Origin of the sequence: Anaerotruncus rubiinfantis, from assembly GCF_900078395.1 — a bacterium.
GTDB lineage: Bacteria > Bacillota > Clostridia > Oscillospirales > Ruminococcaceae > Anaerotruncus > Anaerotruncus rubiinfantis.
Genome location: NZ_FKLA01000009.1, coordinates 1,756,592 through 1,772,416 on the forward strand (window position 1 = coordinate 1,756,592; position 15,825 = coordinate 1,772,416).

A 15,825-nucleotide genomic window follows, 5' to 3' on the forward strand; every position below is an offset into this window, starting at 1 on the left:
CCTATTTGGAGGCGGGGAAGAAGGGGCGCAGCGTGCCGGCGACGGCACTGATCGGCATGGTCTGCAGGATGACCTGCCCGGGACCCTTGACCACTGTGTTGAAAATGCCTTCTCCCCCGAAAAGCATATTCTTTACACCGGGGACCGAGACAATCTCGATGCCGCAGGAGGCGTCCATCGCCGCGAGATAGCCGGTGTCGACGATTATCTGCTCGCCCGCCGCAAGGTTATACTCGATGGCATGACCATCAATTTCGACAAAGGCGGTACCGCTGCCGGAAAGTTTCTGCATGATGAATCCTTCACCGCCAAAAAAGCCTGCGCCGAGCTTTTTCTGGAAAAAAACTGAGAGCTCCACAGTGGTTTCGCTCGCAAGGAAAGCGCTTTTCTGGACGATCATTGGGCGGTCAGGCAGGATGGAGAGGGCGCGGATCGAGCCCGGAAAGCTTGAAGCGAAGGCGATCATTCCCGGCCCGCCCTGTGCGGTATAGCGGTTCTGGAAAAGCGCCTCGCCCGCGAACATCCGGCCGAGCGCCTTGCCCACGCCGCCGCCCGAGGTGGTTTCCATCTTCATATTCGGGCTCATCCAACTCATGCTTCCGCGTTCGGTGATCATCTGTTCATTGGCCTGCAGGTTGCAGATAACAACCGGCAGCGGGGTTCCCTCGATCTGATACTGCATTATGAAATCCCTCCTGATAAAATCTGTTACCGTATCCATTTTACGCACAAAGAGACCCAATTGCAATAAATGAGACTATAAAAGTATGAAAAACCGCGTGAATACTGAAATGCAAAGGCTGATTATTTCCTTTATATGAGGCGCAGACTAAATAAAAAAGGACAGAAAAAAAGATTGCGAAAGGAAGTATCCACATTTGATCAATGAAAATATAAAGACGACCGCTTATCTGATCCGTTCGCCGTACGACCTTTATGGACGCAATGCCCAGCGTTTTCACAGCAAGGTTCATGAACTGGGCGGCGTTATCCTCATTGGAAAACCGGAAGAAAACCGCACCTGCCGTGCGGACAGCCTGCTGGGAATTTTATCCCTCGGTGTACACAAGGGTGATACGATCGAGCTGGTGGTGCGCGCCGACAGCGGCGTGTGTGCTGCGGAAGCCCTTTGGGAGATTTCGGAATCGCTTTAAAAAGGCATATTCCGCTCTGCCCCGCAAAGGATAATGCGGGGGGTGAATGGAAGATGACCAAATTGAAAGAATATGCGGCGGTCTGTACGGTCGGTTCGATGGGCTACAGCCTGATCGAAATTGTCTGGCGTGGGTTTACCCACTGGACGATGGCCGTCACCGGAGGAATTGGTTTTCTGCTGCTCTATCTGACCAATCTGCGCATGGCCGGGAAAACATTGCTCAGCCGCTGCGCCGCTGGCTGTGCGGTGCTCACTTCGGTGGAGTTTCTCGCGGGCTGCATCGTCAATAAGCTGTTCGGCCTGCAGGTCTGGGATTATTCAAAGGAACAGGGAAACCTGATGGGGCAGGTATGCCCGTTATATGCAATCCTCTGGTTTTTGCTCTGTGTGCCGGTGATGCCGTTGGCAAATGCCATCCGGAACAGGCTGTCACCGCCGCCGGCCAGCTGTGAGATCATCACCTGAAAAAATCTTTTTGCGAAACGAAACCGGCAGGGAAAACTCCTGCCGGTTTCGTTTTGGAGAGATTGGGAAAAATGATGTTATGCGGCCAGGGAATTGTCTGGAGCGTCCATTCCTTCGGGGGAAGCTTCTGCCGCCGCGGCGACGGGTGCTTCCGAGGATACGCCACTGGAAGATTCGGTGGTTTCCGGGATGGAGGCATCGGATTGCGGTTCCATATCTTCGTATTCCTCGTCGCTGTATTCCTCTTCATCATATTCATCATAGGTGCGTACCTCGACCAGTTCGGCCAGAGCAGAAGTTTTGAGGTTCAGCTGGAACTTGTCGTGCAGGTCGAGGGAGTATGTTTCGCCGTGATTGCCGCGGTCGTTGAAGTTAATCTGCCGGATACGGTAAGCGGTATCCGGGATCTTGTCCAGGATGCTGCGGCATTCGCGGGCGAAGTCCTTTTCGTTGCTGAAGGACCCTGCCAGTGAAATGGATATATAGGCGTTTGTTTTATCGGTGAGTGCAGCAGGATCCTCTTTGTAGTTAATCCGTTCATAATAGGGAAGTTCAATATTTACGTAGAGTGAACGGATATTTCCGTTCGTCTGTAGCCGTTCGTAAAGGTCATCCTCGATCAGATCGCTCACCTGATCACGTACGCGCCAGGTGTCGGGCCCGAAGTAGTCCCAGAAGGTGGGAATCAGGGACAGCACAACTCCGCCGCAGATGAGCACAAAGCAGACAAAACCACTGAGGAAGTCATATTTAAGCTTTTCTCCCTTATGGCGGAAATATCCGATGAGGATTTCAAGGCCGAGGAAAACAAAGATGATTGGAGACAGCTTCAGAACTGTAAAAATATCGAAGGCGGGATAAAAAGTCGCAATCAGGGCAATGATTCCGGTCACGATGAGCGCAAACCCCATCGTGAGGGTGCCGATGCGGCGTGTGCGTGGAAGCGGGGGATAGGAATAAGAAGCCTGTTGCGTGGGAGGGGTCTGGACCGGTTCTTCCGGCGTCTGCGGTGCGGCCGCTTCCTGGTTGGGATCAAAATTTTCGTTATTCATGGTTTTCTCCTTTATACTCTACGAAATCAGCTTCAGCCTCCACGGGAAGCTTCTTTTTGCCGCGCACCAGATGCACCCCCAACAAGATGACCGCGACCGATACGACGGTGCTGGGAATGTTGCGGGTCAGGTAGTGCAGGATCCAGATATTCTCAATGCCGATATATTCGAAAATGGTTTCAAAAATTGGCAGAAAGAAATTGTTCAGCACCAGATAGATTCCCAAAAGGACCAGTCCCCAGCCAACCAGCAGGTGGCGTTTTTCAATAATGGCTTTCATTTTTCCGGTTTGGACGGCAATGCCATCCCCAAACAGAGAGGCCCGGACCCGCTGTGCAAACACGCGGTCGGCGGTTTCGCGCTGTTCGAGCGAGAGCCATTTGATATTGAAGGTGTCAAAAAAAGAATAGCACCAAATCACCGGTAAAAAGAAAAACAGAAAGCTGAGCTGAAAAAAGCCGGCGATACAGATCAGCCCCCAGAAGGTTCCCATAATTGCCAGGCCCTTGTTCATCATCCCCAGATACATTTCGCCTGCGCCGGGGATAAAGGCGAAGCAAAAGGTTAAAAAGCTACTTTTTCTCATCTTTGTTGATACCCCTCTCGAAAGATATGTTGTTTACAAATTCATGAAATGCTTTGGAAATATTGTCAGAAACCTCAAAGGCTTTTTCGCTGATGCTGTAGGAATGGTCGGTCATCTGGTTAAGGAACTTGCTGTTTCCGTCGACATCAATATTGAATACGCCGATATTCCAGAAGACAATGGCGAACGAAGCGGCCACCACTGCTGTCGAATACTTGTTGATGAAGATTTTACGCGCGCGCTGCCGCAGGCGCTGCATGACGCCGGGGGCAAGCGGTTCCGGGGAGGAAACGAGCAGGGCATCGTCCGCGAGCAGGTCGGCATATTTGGCTACGCACTGATCGCAGAACGAAAGATGTTCGGCAACTTCCAGACGCTGTAATTCATCAAGAGGTTCATCGTGGACAAGGCAGCTGAAAGCATAGTCGCTCAGATGTCCGTCTTCCAGAAAGAGATCCTTCATATCTGCGTTTCCTCCTTTAATATTTTTTGAAGCATCTGCCGGGCTCGGTAAAGCTGGGTCTGCACAGTTTTCTTGGGGCGGTCGAGCTGTTCGGAGATTTCGTCCACCGTCTGTTCCTTGAGGAAAAACAAGACGGCGACTTTGTGGTAAGGCTCCTTGAGGTTCAGGATGGTCTGCCGGATGGCGCCTTCGCCCTCGTCAGATATGTATAGTCGTTCGGGTGAGCTTTCCGAACGGAGCATATCAATTTCGCTCATATCTTCGCTGAGGCTGACGCGCCGGTTGTAAGCGCTTTTCAGATAATCCTTCGCTTTGTTGGTGGCGATACGCGCAAGCCATGCGCGCAGGTTTTGTTCCTTCACGTTGTCAATGTGCGCAAAAGCGGAAACAAAAGTGTCCTGTGCGAGATTCTGCGCCTCGTGATAGTCGCGTACCAGCTGATAACAGATGGTAAACACAAGACGCTCGTTCTCTTCCACCAGTTCTTTGAATTTTTCGTTTGTCATCTAGTCTTGCGCTCACCACCTCAACAGCCTTACGTTTATTGAAACGAACGGATCGCTTCTTTGTCTTCAAATATGATACAATAATTTTCAGAATTTGTCGATTGGTCCCAAAAGTCCAAATTGACCCATTTTTCCCCGTATGTTATAATATTTCTTAATTGCCGTGGAGCTTATTTAATAAAGAAAGGGGACGGCCGCGTGTCGAAGCTTTTGGCATTGGATCTGGATGGAACGACTTTTGGAGAACATACCGTGCTTTCGGAAAGAAATCGTGGCTGCCTTGTAAAAACACGGGAAAATGGGACGGTCGTCTGCTTTGTTACCGGGCGAAAGAGCCTGCGCCAGATTGGCCATGTTGCGGATCTCTGTGATTATATCGTGCTCAGCAACGGCGGAACCGCACTCAAAATGCCTGGGAAAGAACTTCTCTATACGACGCTGGTCGACCCTGCCGACTTGGAAAAACTGGTTGATTTTTGTAATCGTGAGCGGATTGTTTTACATATTATGGATGAAAACTATTGGGGTGTCAACTTTTTTACCGATCAGGTGCGTGAGCAGGAAGTCCGCTACCAGAACCGGGCGGTCCTCTACCGCGCGTTCCAGGATGTCCCGCTCAAGGCGGTGGACGGTTTCGTCGCAAATGGAGATTGGCGTGTGCTGGAACGGTTTATCAGAGCGGAGAAGCTGAATCTCTGCTGTGTTGCGACGGCGAAGGACATGGTCGATATCATGCCTGCCGGGGTCAATAAATGGCAGGGCGTACAGCGTGTGGCTGAGCGTGAGGAAATTTCTCCACACGAGATCATCGCCGCCGGAAACTATTATAACGATCTTGAAATGATCATTGGCGCGGCGGTCGGCGTCGCGGTGCAGAACGCGCCGGACGACCTGAAGGCACAGGCAGATTATGTAACCCGCGCCACCAACCGCGAAGATGCGGTTGCGGAGATCATTGAAAAGTTCCTTCTATAAAGGAGAGAAGATGCAAAAGCCGTTTCGCAAAGTGTACATTGAGATCACCAACGTCTGTAATCTGAACTGCTCATTCTGCCCCGGTACCCGCCGGGAACCATGTTTTATGCGGCCGGAGGTCTTTGCGCGGGCGCTGGGGCAGGTACGGCCCTATACAGATTACATCTACCTGCATCTGATGGGGGAGCCGCTGCTGCATCCGCAGCTCATACAGTTTTTGGACATGGCGGAAAGAGTGGGATTGCGGGTAAATCTTACGACCAATGGCACATGGATTGCAAAAGCGGGCGATAGCCTGCTTTTGGCGCCGGCCCTGCGCAAGGTGGGATTTTCGCTGCACAGTTATGAAGCGAACAGGTACGACCGGCGTTTGGAAGACTATCTGGCGGATATTTTTGCGTTTGTGGACCGGGCGAAGGAACGCGGGGTCATCTGTGAGCTGCGTCTGTGGAATCAGGACGCTTCGGACAGGACCGGTGCAAACGCCCTCAATGAAACAGTCGTGCGGATGGTGAAGGATCGATTTGGGACCGAAACAGAGCGCTGCCGCCGCGGCAGTGAGAGCCTGTGCTTGCAGGAGGGTGTCTATCTGGAGTTTGCGCCGGTATTCGACTGGCCGGATGGGGAAGCCGCGCCGGGCGGCAGAGAGGTATTCTGTTTAGGCCTGCGTGACCACATTGGAATTCTGGCGGATGGAACGGTAGTGCCGTGCTGCATGGATGCGGAGGGCTCGCTTGCATTGGGAAATATTTTGGACGAACCGCTTGCGGAAATTCTGCAAAAACCACGTGCGCGCGGGATATATGAGGGCTTTTCGGCGCGCACTGCCATAGAGCCGCTTTGCAGGCGCTGTGGATATGCGCGGCGCTTTTGAAAAAGGAGTGGGGAGAACGATGGGAGAAATCACCGAACAGGAAATCCAAAAATATCTGACTGGTTCGTTCGGTAGGGAACTGGTTCTATACGATGAAATCGATTCGACGAACAATGCGGCAAAGCTGCTTGCAAAAAACGGCGCGCCGCACGGCGCGGCGGTGATCGCACGCCGGCAGACCGCGGGAAAAGGCCGACTTGGCCGGCGTTTTTATTCCCCGGCCGGAAGCGGGATCTACCTGACGGCGATCCTGCGTCCGGAAGTTTCGGTGGAACAGTCGATTTTGATCACCTCTGCGGCGGCAGTGGCAACCGCGCGCGCCATTGAGGAGGTTTCCGGGGTGCAGGTACGGATCAAATGGGTCAACGACCTTTACCTCGACGGAAAAAAGCTTTGCGGCATTCTGGCGGAATCAGCGCTGCGGCCGGAAGGCGGGCTTGCATATCTGGTGGTCGGCATCGGGGTGAACGTCACCTCCAGCGCTTTTCCGCCCGAGGTTGCGGATGTAGCGACTTCGCTCTCGGCGGGAACAGGGCGGTCAATCGACAGGAACCGTTTGATTGCCTCTGTGCTGAACCATCTCGAAGCGGTGTATGGGCAGCTTGCTTCCCGGGAATTTATGAAGGAATATCGGGAACGGTCCTGTGTGATCGGCCGGGAAGTGCGGATGATCCAGGGGGAACATGCCGAGCAGGCGACGGTATTGGACATTGACGAGGACGCGCGCCTGATTGTGCGCACGGCGGATGGAATAAAGACGGTCAGCACCGGGGAAGTAAGCCTCAGGGGGGATTTTAGATGACAGTTTATGTGATAGACGGACAGGGGGGTGGAATCGGCCGCAGCCTGATTGAACGTCTGCGCGGTGAAAAATTTGGCGCGCAGATTGTCGCGCTGGGGACGAACTCAGCGGCTGCCGCCGCAATGCGCAAAGCGGGTGCGGACGCTGGCGCGACCGGGGAGAATGCGGTTGTGCACTGCTGTGCGAAAGCGCGGGAAGAGGATCTGATCGCAGGGCCGCTCGGCATCATGATCGCAAACGCCATGTATGGGGAGATTTCGCCTGCGATGGCCCGTGCGGTCGGTGAGAGCGACGCGCATAAGATCCTGGTACCGGTGAGCAGGTGCCATGCGTCGGTGGCGGGCGCGGGGGAAAAATCCCTGAACGAATATATTGAGGACGCGGTGCGGCTGATACAATCTTTTAGAGAAGATCCCAAACGGTAAAATTTGTGTAAGAACGTGAGGAAATCGAAGGATTTACAAGAAAAAATGAGAAAGTCCCGGGAAATGCAGGATAATAGCAAATTACAAAGGTAGCAATTTACCATAATAAAGTGTAAAATGTACAAAGCGGTTACTCTTCCGCAAAACACTGAAATTATGGGAGAATGAGAATGAAAAAATTATTTGCTGCTGTTTTAGCGATTATGATGTGCGTTTCCGTTGCGGCCTGTGGCGGCAACAGTGCGGCCCCTGCTTCGAGCGCGGCGCCGGCTTCTTCCGCTGCGGAACCTGCTTCTGAGCCTGCCAGCGAACCCGCTTCCTCGGAAGCAGCGTCCGCCGCCGATACAACCCTGCCGGAAACACTGGTGGTTGGTCTGGACGCCTCTTTCCCCCCAATGGGATTTATGGATCAGAACAACAATGTCATCGGTGTGGATATCGATCTGGCCAAGGCGGTTTGCGAAAAGCTCGGTATCGGCTTTGAGGCAAAACCGATCGATTGGGATGCGAAGGACATGGAGCTTTCCTCTGACAAGATCAACTGCATCTGGAACGGCCTGACGATCACCGACGAACGTCTGGAAGCGTACGAGATGAGCCCAGCCTATATGGACAACGAGCAGGTCATCGTTGTGATGCAAGATTCCGAAATCAAGGCCAAAGCCGATCTCGCTGGCAAGACCGTCGCTGCGCAGAAGGATTCCTCCGGGCTTGAGGCGCTGCAGGGCGATGAGATCTACGCTTCGATTAAAGATGGCGTTGCCAAGGAATACGGCAACTATGTTGATGCGATGACCGATCTGGAAATTGGCCGCTGCGACGCGATTGTCATGGACTCGATCGTTGCGAACTACTACATCACCATGAACGCAAAGCCGATGGTTGTGCTGGAGGATAAGATGTCCTCCGAAGAGTACGGCATTGCTTTCAAGAAGGGCAACACCGCGCTGAAAGATGCTGTCTGGGGCGCCCTCAAGGAGCTCAAAGAAGAGGGCAAGATCGCGGAGATCTCGAACGAGTGGTTCGGCCGCGATGATATGATTATCATTGAATAAGAAAACTCTTCTGCATTTCACACAATCAAAACTGCACTCCCGCCTGTTTTTCAGGTGGGAGTGCGGGTTGTTTTATGGGGCCAATCGATTTAAAGCGGTATTTTATTAGCACCATAAAAGAACCCGCGGACAATGGACAATACAGGAAACAAAAAATTAGGAGCGTGCTTTTATGGCTTGGAGCGAAATTGTTGTTGTAACGCAGGCGCTGCTGCAGGGACTTGGGACGGTTTTGACCCTGTTCTTCGTGGTGATGATCGCCTCGATGCCGCTGGGGTTTTTGCTGACTCTGGCGTCGCGGTGCAGGTTTGCGCCGCTGCGGTGGGTGGTGAACGCTTACATCTATGTCATGCGCGGTACGCCGCTCATGCTCCAGCTTTTTTTCATCTATTATGGTTTGCCGTTCGTTTCGGACTTTTTCAAGATGGTGCTCAATTCGGCAATGGTCTGCGCGCTGCTCGGCTTCTCGCTCAACTACGCGGCCTATTTTGCGGAGATCTTTCGCGGAGGTCTGCTCGCGGTGGACAAGGGGCAATATGAGGCTTCGCAGGTACTGGGCCTCAGCCGTGTGCAGACAACGGTGCGCGTGATCCTGCCGCAGATGTTCCGCGTGGCGCTGCCCTCGATCACCAACGAATCAATCACGCTCATCAAGGACACGGCGCTGGTCTTTTCAATCTCGGTGCTGGAGATTCTCTACTACGCCAAAGCGGCCGTGACCCGCACCGGAAACGTGTTCCCATATGTGATTGCGTTCTTGATCTATCTGCTCCTAAACACCGTTCTCCAGCTGTTCTTTAACTGGCTCGAGAAAAAGCTTGATTATTGAGGAGGGCGTGCAGATGGAATTGATCCGTGTGGAAAATTTGAAAAAAGGCTTTGAAAATGTAAAGGTCCTCACCGATGTGAGCTTCACTGTCAATAAGGGTGATGTCATCGCTGTCATCGGTCCGTCAGGCGCGGGCAAAAGTACCATGCTGCGCTGTATCATCAATCTTGAAAAGATGGATGGAGGGACGGTCACGGTGGAAGGGGAGGACCTGATCCGGGATGGAGCCTACGCCACCCCTGAAAAGGTGAAAACCATTACAGCAAAGATGGGGATGGTTTTCCAAAGTTTCAACCTGTTCCCGCATCTTTCGGTGCGCAAAAACCTGACCATGCCGTTTGTGGTGGTGAAAGGCGCGACACAGGCGCAGGCCGACACGCGCGCGCAGTCTCTGCTCGAAAAAGTTGGACTCGCGGACAAGATTGATACGATGCCGGGAACCCTTTCGGGCGGGCAGAAGCAGCGGGTCGCGATCGCACGCGCGATGATGCTGAATCCCGACATCCTGCTGTTCGACGAGCCGACCTCGGCGCTCGATCCGCAGCTGACCGGCGAAGTGCTCAACGTCATGCGGCAGCTGGCACAGGAGCATGTCACGATGATTGTCGTGACCCATGAGATGTCGTTCGCGCGGGATGTCGCGAACAAGGTGCTCTTTATGTGCGACGGAGAGATTGCGGAATCCGGAACGCCGGACGAGCTCTTCAGCCATCCAAAGGATCGCCGGACAGCGGATTTCCTGGGAAAAGTATTCGAGGGATGAGTTTGGTATAATTTTTGTAAATTTTTTATATTCCTTGAAGTAAAAGCAAATATTGGGCACACTGAATAATAGCGCCCGGGAAATTTGGGCAAAATACTGCAAGGAGATTCGAAAATGAAAAAATCTGTAACATTGTTTTTGGCGGCAATCCTGTGCTTGGGGCTTTTCGCGGGCTGTGGGAAGGATACTTCCTCATCGGGCGATGGTTCGGCCCAGATGAAGGACGGCGAAAGCGTACAGACGGTTGTGGATAAGATTGTGGATGAGATTGGCATGCAGATGCCCAGCGATATCGACGACGGTATCTATAAGGATCTGTTCTACATCGATACGGCGGCCGACTGTGAGGAATACTATGGCAAGATGGCAATGACCATGACCAGCGCGGACAATGTCGTTGCAATCAAGGCGAAACCTGACAAAAAACAAACGGTTGTCGACGGGTTGACCAAACGCCTGGAGGATGTGCGCAATTCGTTCGCGCAGTACCTGCCCGACCAGAGCGAAAAGGCGCAAAAGGGTCAGGTGATCGAGAAGGGCGACTATGTATTCCTGTTGATTCTGGGCAGCGATGTGGAGAAATTTGACGCGGAAATGGAAAACGCGGTCAAAATCATCAACGAAGCGTTTGCCTAAAAGTCCGTTCATAAATTTGCACTTGTAAAAAAGGGCTGTATTTGGTAAAGTGTACTGGATAATAATTTCATGGCGGCTGCGCGGCGACCTTGCCGCACAGGCCCCATGGATTTATTCAGTACATTTTTATTTTCGACGAAGGAGCGGGTTCTGTGGTATTCAGCAGCATCCTTTTTCTGTTCCGGTTTCTGCCGGTGGCATTTTTGGCATACTACCTCACCCCGAAACGCCTGAAGAACCTCACCTTGCTGATTGCAAGCCTGGTGTTTTATTCCTGGGGCGAGGTGCGGTATTTTCCGATTATGGTTTCGGTGATCCTGGTGAACTACCTGGCGGGGCTGGGGATCGAGCGCTTCCGGGAAAGAAAGAAACTCTGCAGATCAATTCTGGTTGTTTCGCTTGTGTTCAGCCTGGGATTTCTGGCATTCTTTAAGTACACCAATTTTCTGCTGCAAAATCTGAACGGGATCTTCGGACTGTCGATCCCGTATCTCGGCCTGACGCTTCCGCTTGGTATCAGCTTCTATACCTTCCAGATCATGACCTATACGATCGACGTCTACTTCGGTAAAATTGAAACCGAACACAACATCATTAATTTCGGCACCTTTGTGGTGTTGTTCCCGCAGCTGATCGCGGGCCCGATCGTGAAGTTTTCGGACATCAGCGCCGAGCTTAAGGATCGTACGATCACCCCCAAAATGGTGCAGGACGGCATCGCGCTGTTCATCCTGGGCCTGGGGAGCAAGGTGCTTCTGGCCAACGCGATCGGCTCGCTCTGGACCGAGGTCGAAACACTTGGCTTCACGGCGGTTTCAACGCCGCTCGCGTGGCTGGGGATCATCGCGTTCACCCTGCAGATCTACTTCGATTTTTCCGGCTATTCGCTCATGGCGATCGGAATGGGCAAGGCGCTGGGATTTACCTTCCCGCAGAACTTCAACTACCCGTACATCTCCCGCAGCATCACCGAGTTCTGGCGGCGCTGGCACATGACCCTGTCCGGGTGGTTCCGGGAATATCTCTATTTCCCGCTGGGCGGCAGCCGGGTAAAGCCGCTGCGTTCCTACTTCAACCTGTTTGTCGTCTGGTTTGCGACCGGGCTCTGGCATGGCGCGAGCTGGAACTTTGTCCTTTGGGGGCTTTACTTCTTTGTGCTGATTTCGCTGGAGCGGCTTTGGCTGAAACCGTTTCTGGACAGGCACCGGCTTTTTTCCCATGTCTATCTGCTGTTTGCGGTGGTGATGGGATGGGTGCTTTTTGCGATCACTGACATGGGCAGGCTTGGCGTTTTCGTAGGACGGCTTTTTTCGTTTGTGCCGGGCAGCGACTGGATCTTTTACCTGCGTAACTACGCGGTGATTCTCGTCCTTGGGATCGTCTTTTCGATGCCGGTGCTCAATAAGATCCGGGACAAATGCCCGAGAATCACCAAGTGGTTTGCCATCCCGTTTCTGGCTCTGGTGTTCCTGCTTTCGACGGCATATCTCGTCGATTCGTCCTACAACCCATTCTTGTATTTCCGTTTTTAAGGAGGAAGGCAGATGCAGATTTTGAAAAAATACCCGCTGCTTATTTTGTTTGCGGCTTTCCTCATCATTACAAGCATCGCGGACATGTTCGTTTCCCGCCGGGAATTCTCCGAGATGGAAAACCGCTATCTGGAGCAGCGCCCGAAGTTCAGTTTCGCACAGCTCTGGCGCAACGAATATACCCCCAAATATGAAAAATACGTCAATGACCAGTTTATTGGCCGCGACGGCTGGATCACGCTGAAGTCGGTGAGTGAATCAGCGCTCGGCAAGATCGAGAATAACGGAATTGTCTATGGCAAAGAACATCATATGTTCGAATACTACCGTACCACCGACGAGCGCAGGATCGAACTGAACACCGGTTTCATCAACAAATTTATCGGGCAGTATGGTGAGAAAACCCCCATTACCGTTTCGATTATCCCAAACTCGTATGAAATTCTTGACGACCTCATGCCGGCGGGCCTTGAGAACATCGATCAGCAGGCGGTGATTGCCAAGGTCTACAGCGAGCTGGACAGCCGTGCCAAAACGCTCGACCTGGAGCCGGTGATGCGGCGGGCCGTTGCCGAAGCGAAAAAGAATAACCCACAGAGTTTTCCGGGAACCGAATCACAGATTTATTATCGCACAGACCACCATTGGACCACGTTGGGCGCTTACCATGCTTACCGGGCGTTTATACAGTCGCGCGGTTTGCAGGCGGTTGAACTCGGGGCTCTTGAGCCGCTTGCTTATTATGTGGATGGTTTCTATGGCAGCTATTACAGCAAATGCAAGCTCTTCTCAGCGGTGCCGGATACGATTGAGGTTTATGATATTCCGTTTGATTCCATCACCATCGACGGGGAAGAAAAGTCTACGCTGCACGATCTGTCGAAATGGACGGTGCGCGACAAGCACGCGGGATTCTTATGGGGCAATAACGGCCTCACGGTGATCAAATCGGAAAACAACCTGAACCACGCGGAAGGCGAGACCTCCCGGGTTCTGCTTATCAAGGACAGTTACGGCAATCCGTTCGCGCCGTTTTTGACCTATAGCTACGACGAAGTGTGGGTGATCGACCTGCGTTCGCTGCCGCAGAAGATGAGCGAACTGATGGAGGAAAACAGCTTCGATGACGTTCTTATTCTGTATAATTTCATGAACTACGCGAGCGACACCAACGTGGCGTTCATGACCTACTGAAAAAACCCACCGGCTATTCGCCGGTGGGTTTTTCTTCGAAGCTTTTTGGCCGATTCGTTTCTTGGCGAGATTTCGCTTCATCCTTAATAATTTCGTCAATGTCCGGAACCTGCGCCTTCATCGGGATGTGGATTTCAAAGGTTCCGGTGTCACCGCCGGCATCCCGGCTGTCTTCGGGAGCTATCTGGGATTTTTGCCGTTTTCGATCAATCATTTTTGCGAGTTTCGGGGTTATGATAACAATGAAATAAAGAATTGCAAGAATCCCGATAAATTTCAAGAAAAAGATGGTATAGGTGATAAACGGATCGGGCTGTTCCGCTTCCGGCTCTGCGTAGCCAGGATATGCGGAAGGGGACAGATACGGCGCCATGCCGTTTTGACTGGTAATCCGTGCAATGACTGCGAGCTCGGTCGCGGCAGGATTGGAGCTTTCGCCAAAATAGGATTCGTAACCACCGTCGGTATTTTCAAATAATGCGAGTGCGTCGAGCAGGTCGGCGTTGTTTTTTACAAAACGCGGGTCGTCGAGCGGCACGCCGCAGACCCGCAGCGCAATCAGCACACTTGCGGTATTTTCACAGTTTGGCTTTTTCTGCGCGGAGAAGGTTGCATTTGCATTTTGCTGGGCGGAAAGCCAGTCGATCGCCTTTTCTACGCTCGCGCTGACATAAGGAAGTTCCCGCGAGGGGGCCAGCGCGGTAATGGCCTTTGCGGTCATAAGCACATCCGGATCACGGCCGGTTGTCAAAGCAAAGCCTCCGGAACGCGTCTGGGAGGAAACAACATAATCGATCACGCCGGACGGAGCGTTGCGCGCGGACTCCGGGATTTTCTCCCCCACCGCATCGTAAGCCATCAGTGCGAAAAGCGCACCGTCCAGCCCATCCGCATAGAGATTTTCATGGGTGTACAGGCTTGAAAAGAGGTTGACTTTTTTATAGTCCTGCGGATCCTGACCGAGCTTAACCAGTGAAAGAATGCCGCGTTCCAGATCCACTGCAGAAAACCCGGAAGCAATGCCCGCGTCGAGCAAGGCATGGACCTGTTCCTGCACCTGCTGTTTCTGTGGACGCTGTCCGAGCGAATAGGCAATGGCACTGAAACTGCTTGGCGGATTCGCGTCGAGGTAATCCCAGGTTTGTTCTGGAACAGGGAACGTTTTTTGCGTCGTGTCGGCTGCCAACGCGGGAAGCGCCGCATAAACCATCAGGATGGCGCCCGTGGCAAAGGCCAGCAGTCGTCTTAACAAACAAAGATCCCCCTTCCAGATAAAAACATCAGGACATTAGTATAATACATCCAGGACAAGAATGCAACCATCCCCATGGGACTGGCGCGGCAAAAAAATAGTGTTTGAAAGAAAGCTCTATTTACGGTATAATAGCCGCAGGGCGGCCTGTTATACCAATGGCCGACGGTCTTACTCCGCACCATCAGCTGACGGCAATTTGCACAGCGGCAGATGGCGGACCTGAATGCGCGATATGGGCGGGCGCATACGGAAAAATACGGCCTGGTGACCTTAAACTGAGAGGAAAGATGCGAAAATGGCGACAAAATTTATAGTGCCCCTGCAAAAGCTGATCAAAGATTTCAACCTTGAGGTTTTATATATGCCCGAGGATGTAAGCACCATTGAAATCTCCACACCCGAGGTGAACCGTCCGGGTTTACAGCTCAGTGGCTTTTTTGATTATTTCGACAGTCAGCGCATCCAGATCCTCGGCAAAAGTGAATTTGCATTCCTCGACCGATTCAACGACGAGGAGCGAACCGCGCGTGTAAATGCCTATTTTGAGACGAAGCCGTCTGCGGTTGTCATCACCCGCAATATCGAGGTCCCTAAACGGATGATCAACGCCGCGACCAGCAACAAGGTCCCTCTTCTGCGCACCGCGGATGGCACCAGCCAGTTCATGGCAGGTCTCATCGCGGAGCTGAACGTTGAACTCGCTCCGCGTGTTACGCGTCACGGCGTACTGGTCGAGGTGTACGGTGAAGGAATCCTGCTGCTCGGTGAGAGCGGGGTCGGTAAGAGTGAAACGGCCATCGAGCTTGTCAAGCGCGGCCACCGGCTGATCGCGGACGACGCGGTTGAAATCCGCAAAGTCTCCAACAAAACGCTGGTCGGGTCCTCGCCGGAAAATATCCGCCACTTTATGGAGCTGCGCGGGGTGGGCATTATCAACGCTCGGAGGCTCTTTGGTATCGGCGCGGTCAAAATGACTGAGAAAATCAATATGGTCGTTCAGCTGGAGCTTTGGGATGCCACGAAGGTCTATGACCGTATGGGCATGAACGACGAATATATCGAGATGCTTGGCATCGAGGTACCGTCGCTCACCATCCCGGTGAAGCCGGGACGTAATCTGGCAATTATTATCGAAGTCGCGGCGATGAACAACCGTCAGAAAAGGATGGGATACAACGCCGCGCAGGAACTGCTCGAAAAGCTCGGCATGGTTGAGCCCGACGAGATCACAGATACAGACTGGAACGCATTTTAATG

19 protein-coding genes are annotated in these 15,825 nt (G+C 52.7%); 13 read left to right on the forward strand and 6 right to left on the reverse strand.

Going from position 1 to position 15,825, the window contains the following annotated elements; translation table 11 throughout:
• Position 1 precedes the first annotated feature (1 nt).
• Positions 2 to 682 carry a TIGR00266 family protein gene (locus tag BN4275_RS13890; RefSeq protein ID WP_066459331.1) on the reverse strand — a complete coding sequence of 227 codons (681 nt, stop codon included), beginning with the start codon at positions 680 to 682 and terminating at the stop codon, positions 2 to 4.
• A 196-nt stretch (positions 683 to 878) separates the two neighbouring features.
• On the opposite strand from BN4275_RS13890, the gene BN4275_RS13895 reads away from it, so the two are divergent.
• The gene (locus BN4275_RS13895) at positions 879 to 1,154 is read left to right on the forward strand and encodes an HPr family phosphocarrier protein (protein ID WP_066459333.1); all 276 of its coding nucleotides are present in this window, start codon (positions 879 to 881) and stop codon (positions 1,152 to 1,154) included.
• Between the two features lie 53 nt (positions 1,155 to 1,207).
• A complete protein-coding gene (locus tag BN4275_RS13900) occupies positions 1,208 to 1,621 on the forward strand; it encodes a putative ABC transporter permease (RefSeq protein ID WP_066459335.1) in 414 nt (137 codons plus the stop codon).
• A gap of 77 nt (positions 1,622 to 1,698) precedes the next feature.
• Here the strand turns inward: BN4275_RS13900 and BN4275_RS13905 are convergent, their stop codons facing one another.
• The 4 genes from BN4275_RS13905 to BN4275_RS13920 are packed head-to-tail and all read right to left on the reverse strand — an operon-like array spanning position 1,699 to position 4,228.
• Positions 1,699 to 2,673: a hypothetical protein gene (locus tag BN4275_RS13905; protein ID WP_066459337.1), complete on the reverse strand. Its 975-nt coding sequence runs from the start codon at positions 2,671 to 2,673 to the stop codon at positions 1,699 to 1,701.
• Complete coding sequence (locus tag BN4275_RS13910) at positions 2,666 to 3,259, reverse strand: hypothetical protein (RefSeq protein WP_066459339.1); 594 nt, start codon at positions 3,257 to 3,259, stop codon at positions 2,666 to 2,668. Before BN4275_RS13910 ends, BN4275_RS13905 begins: the two co-directional genes overlap by 8 nt.
• Positions 3,246 to 3,722, reverse strand: coding sequence for an anti-sigma factor (locus BN4275_RS13915; RefSeq protein WP_066459341.1), 477 nt, complete (start codon positions 3,720 to 3,722; stop codon positions 3,246 to 3,248). Before BN4275_RS13915 ends, BN4275_RS13910 begins: the two co-directional genes overlap by 14 nt.
• Entirely contained in the window at positions 3,719 to 4,228 is a 510-nt protein-coding gene (locus BN4275_RS13920; RefSeq protein WP_066459343.1) for an RNA polymerase sigma factor, read from the reverse strand. Before BN4275_RS13920 ends, BN4275_RS13915 begins: the two co-directional genes overlap by 4 nt.
• Before the next feature lie 198 nt (positions 4,229 to 4,426).
• Here BN4275_RS13920 and BN4275_RS13925 point away from each other — a divergent pair, with 198 nt between their 5' ends.
• The 10 genes from BN4275_RS13925 (at position 4,427) to BN4275_RS13970 (ending at position 13,313) form a co-directional block, all read left to right on the forward strand.
• Positions 4,427 to 5,203 (forward strand): HAD family hydrolase, encoded by a 777-nt coding sequence (locus BN4275_RS13925; protein ID WP_066459345.1) that lies wholly within the window; start codon positions 4,427 to 4,429, stop codon positions 5,201 to 5,203.
• A 10-nt stretch (positions 5,204 to 5,213) separates the two neighbouring features.
• On the forward strand, positions 5,214 to 6,077 hold the full coding sequence (locus tag BN4275_RS13930) for a radical SAM/SPASM domain-containing protein (RefSeq protein WP_066459346.1): 864 nt from the start codon (positions 5,214 to 5,216) through the stop codon (positions 6,075 to 6,077).
• Between the two features lie 19 nt (positions 6,078 to 6,096).
• On the forward strand, positions 6,097 to 6,879 hold the full coding sequence (locus tag BN4275_RS13935) for a biotin--[acetyl-CoA-carboxylase] ligase (protein WP_158572760.1): 783 nt from the start codon (positions 6,097 to 6,099) through the stop codon (positions 6,877 to 6,879).
• On the forward strand, positions 6,876 to 7,304 hold the full coding sequence (locus BN4275_RS13940; RefSeq protein ID WP_066459352.1) for a DUF3842 family protein: 429 nt from the start codon (positions 6,876 to 6,878) through the stop codon (positions 7,302 to 7,304). Before BN4275_RS13935 ends, BN4275_RS13940 begins: the two co-directional genes overlap by 4 nt.
• A gap of 170 nt (positions 7,305 to 7,474) precedes the next feature.
• A complete protein-coding gene (locus BN4275_RS13945; RefSeq protein ID WP_066459357.1) occupies positions 7,475 to 8,359 on the forward strand; it encodes an amino acid ABC transporter substrate-binding protein in 885 nt (294 codons plus the stop codon).
• A gap of 172 nt (positions 8,360 to 8,531) precedes the next feature.
• A complete protein-coding gene (locus tag BN4275_RS13950) occupies positions 8,532 to 9,188 on the forward strand; it encodes an amino acid ABC transporter permease (protein ID WP_066459359.1) in 657 nt (218 codons plus the stop codon).
• 13 nt (positions 9,189 to 9,201) lie between these two features.
• Positions 9,202 to 9,951, forward strand: coding sequence for an amino acid ABC transporter ATP-binding protein (locus BN4275_RS13955; protein WP_066459361.1), 750 nt, complete (start codon positions 9,202 to 9,204; stop codon positions 9,949 to 9,951).
• A 114-nt stretch (positions 9,952 to 10,065) separates the two neighbouring features.
• A complete protein-coding gene (locus BN4275_RS13960; protein ID WP_066459365.1) occupies positions 10,066 to 10,587 on the forward strand; it encodes a DUF4358 domain-containing protein in 522 nt (173 codons plus the stop codon).
• A gap of 152 nt (positions 10,588 to 10,739) precedes the next feature.
• Positions 10,740 to 12,119, forward strand: a complete 1,380-nt coding sequence (locus BN4275_RS13965; RefSeq protein ID WP_066459368.1) for an MBOAT family O-acyltransferase — start codon at positions 10,740 to 10,742, stop codon at positions 12,117 to 12,119.
• A 12-nt stretch (positions 12,120 to 12,131) separates the two neighbouring features.
• A complete protein-coding gene (locus tag BN4275_RS13970; protein ID WP_079988285.1) occupies positions 12,132 to 13,313 on the forward strand; it encodes a DHHW family protein in 1,182 nt (393 codons plus the stop codon).
• A 13-nt stretch (positions 13,314 to 13,326) separates the two neighbouring features.
• Here BN4275_RS13970 and BN4275_RS13975 read toward each other — a convergent pair whose 3' ends face one another.
• Entirely contained in the window at positions 13,327 to 14,565 is a 1,239-nt protein-coding gene (locus BN4275_RS13975) for a prenyltransferase/squalene oxidase repeat-containing protein (protein ID WP_066459370.1), read from the reverse strand.
• Positions 14,566 to 14,863: 298 nt separating this feature from the next.
• On the opposite strand from BN4275_RS13975, the gene hprK reads away from it, so the two are divergent.
• Positions 14,864 to 15,823, forward strand: a complete 960-nt coding sequence (gene hprK, locus BN4275_RS13980; protein ID WP_066459375.1) for an HPr(Ser) kinase/phosphatase — start codon at positions 14,864 to 14,866, stop codon at positions 15,821 to 15,823.
• The last annotated feature ends 2 nt before the right edge of the window (positions 15,824 to 15,825 follow it).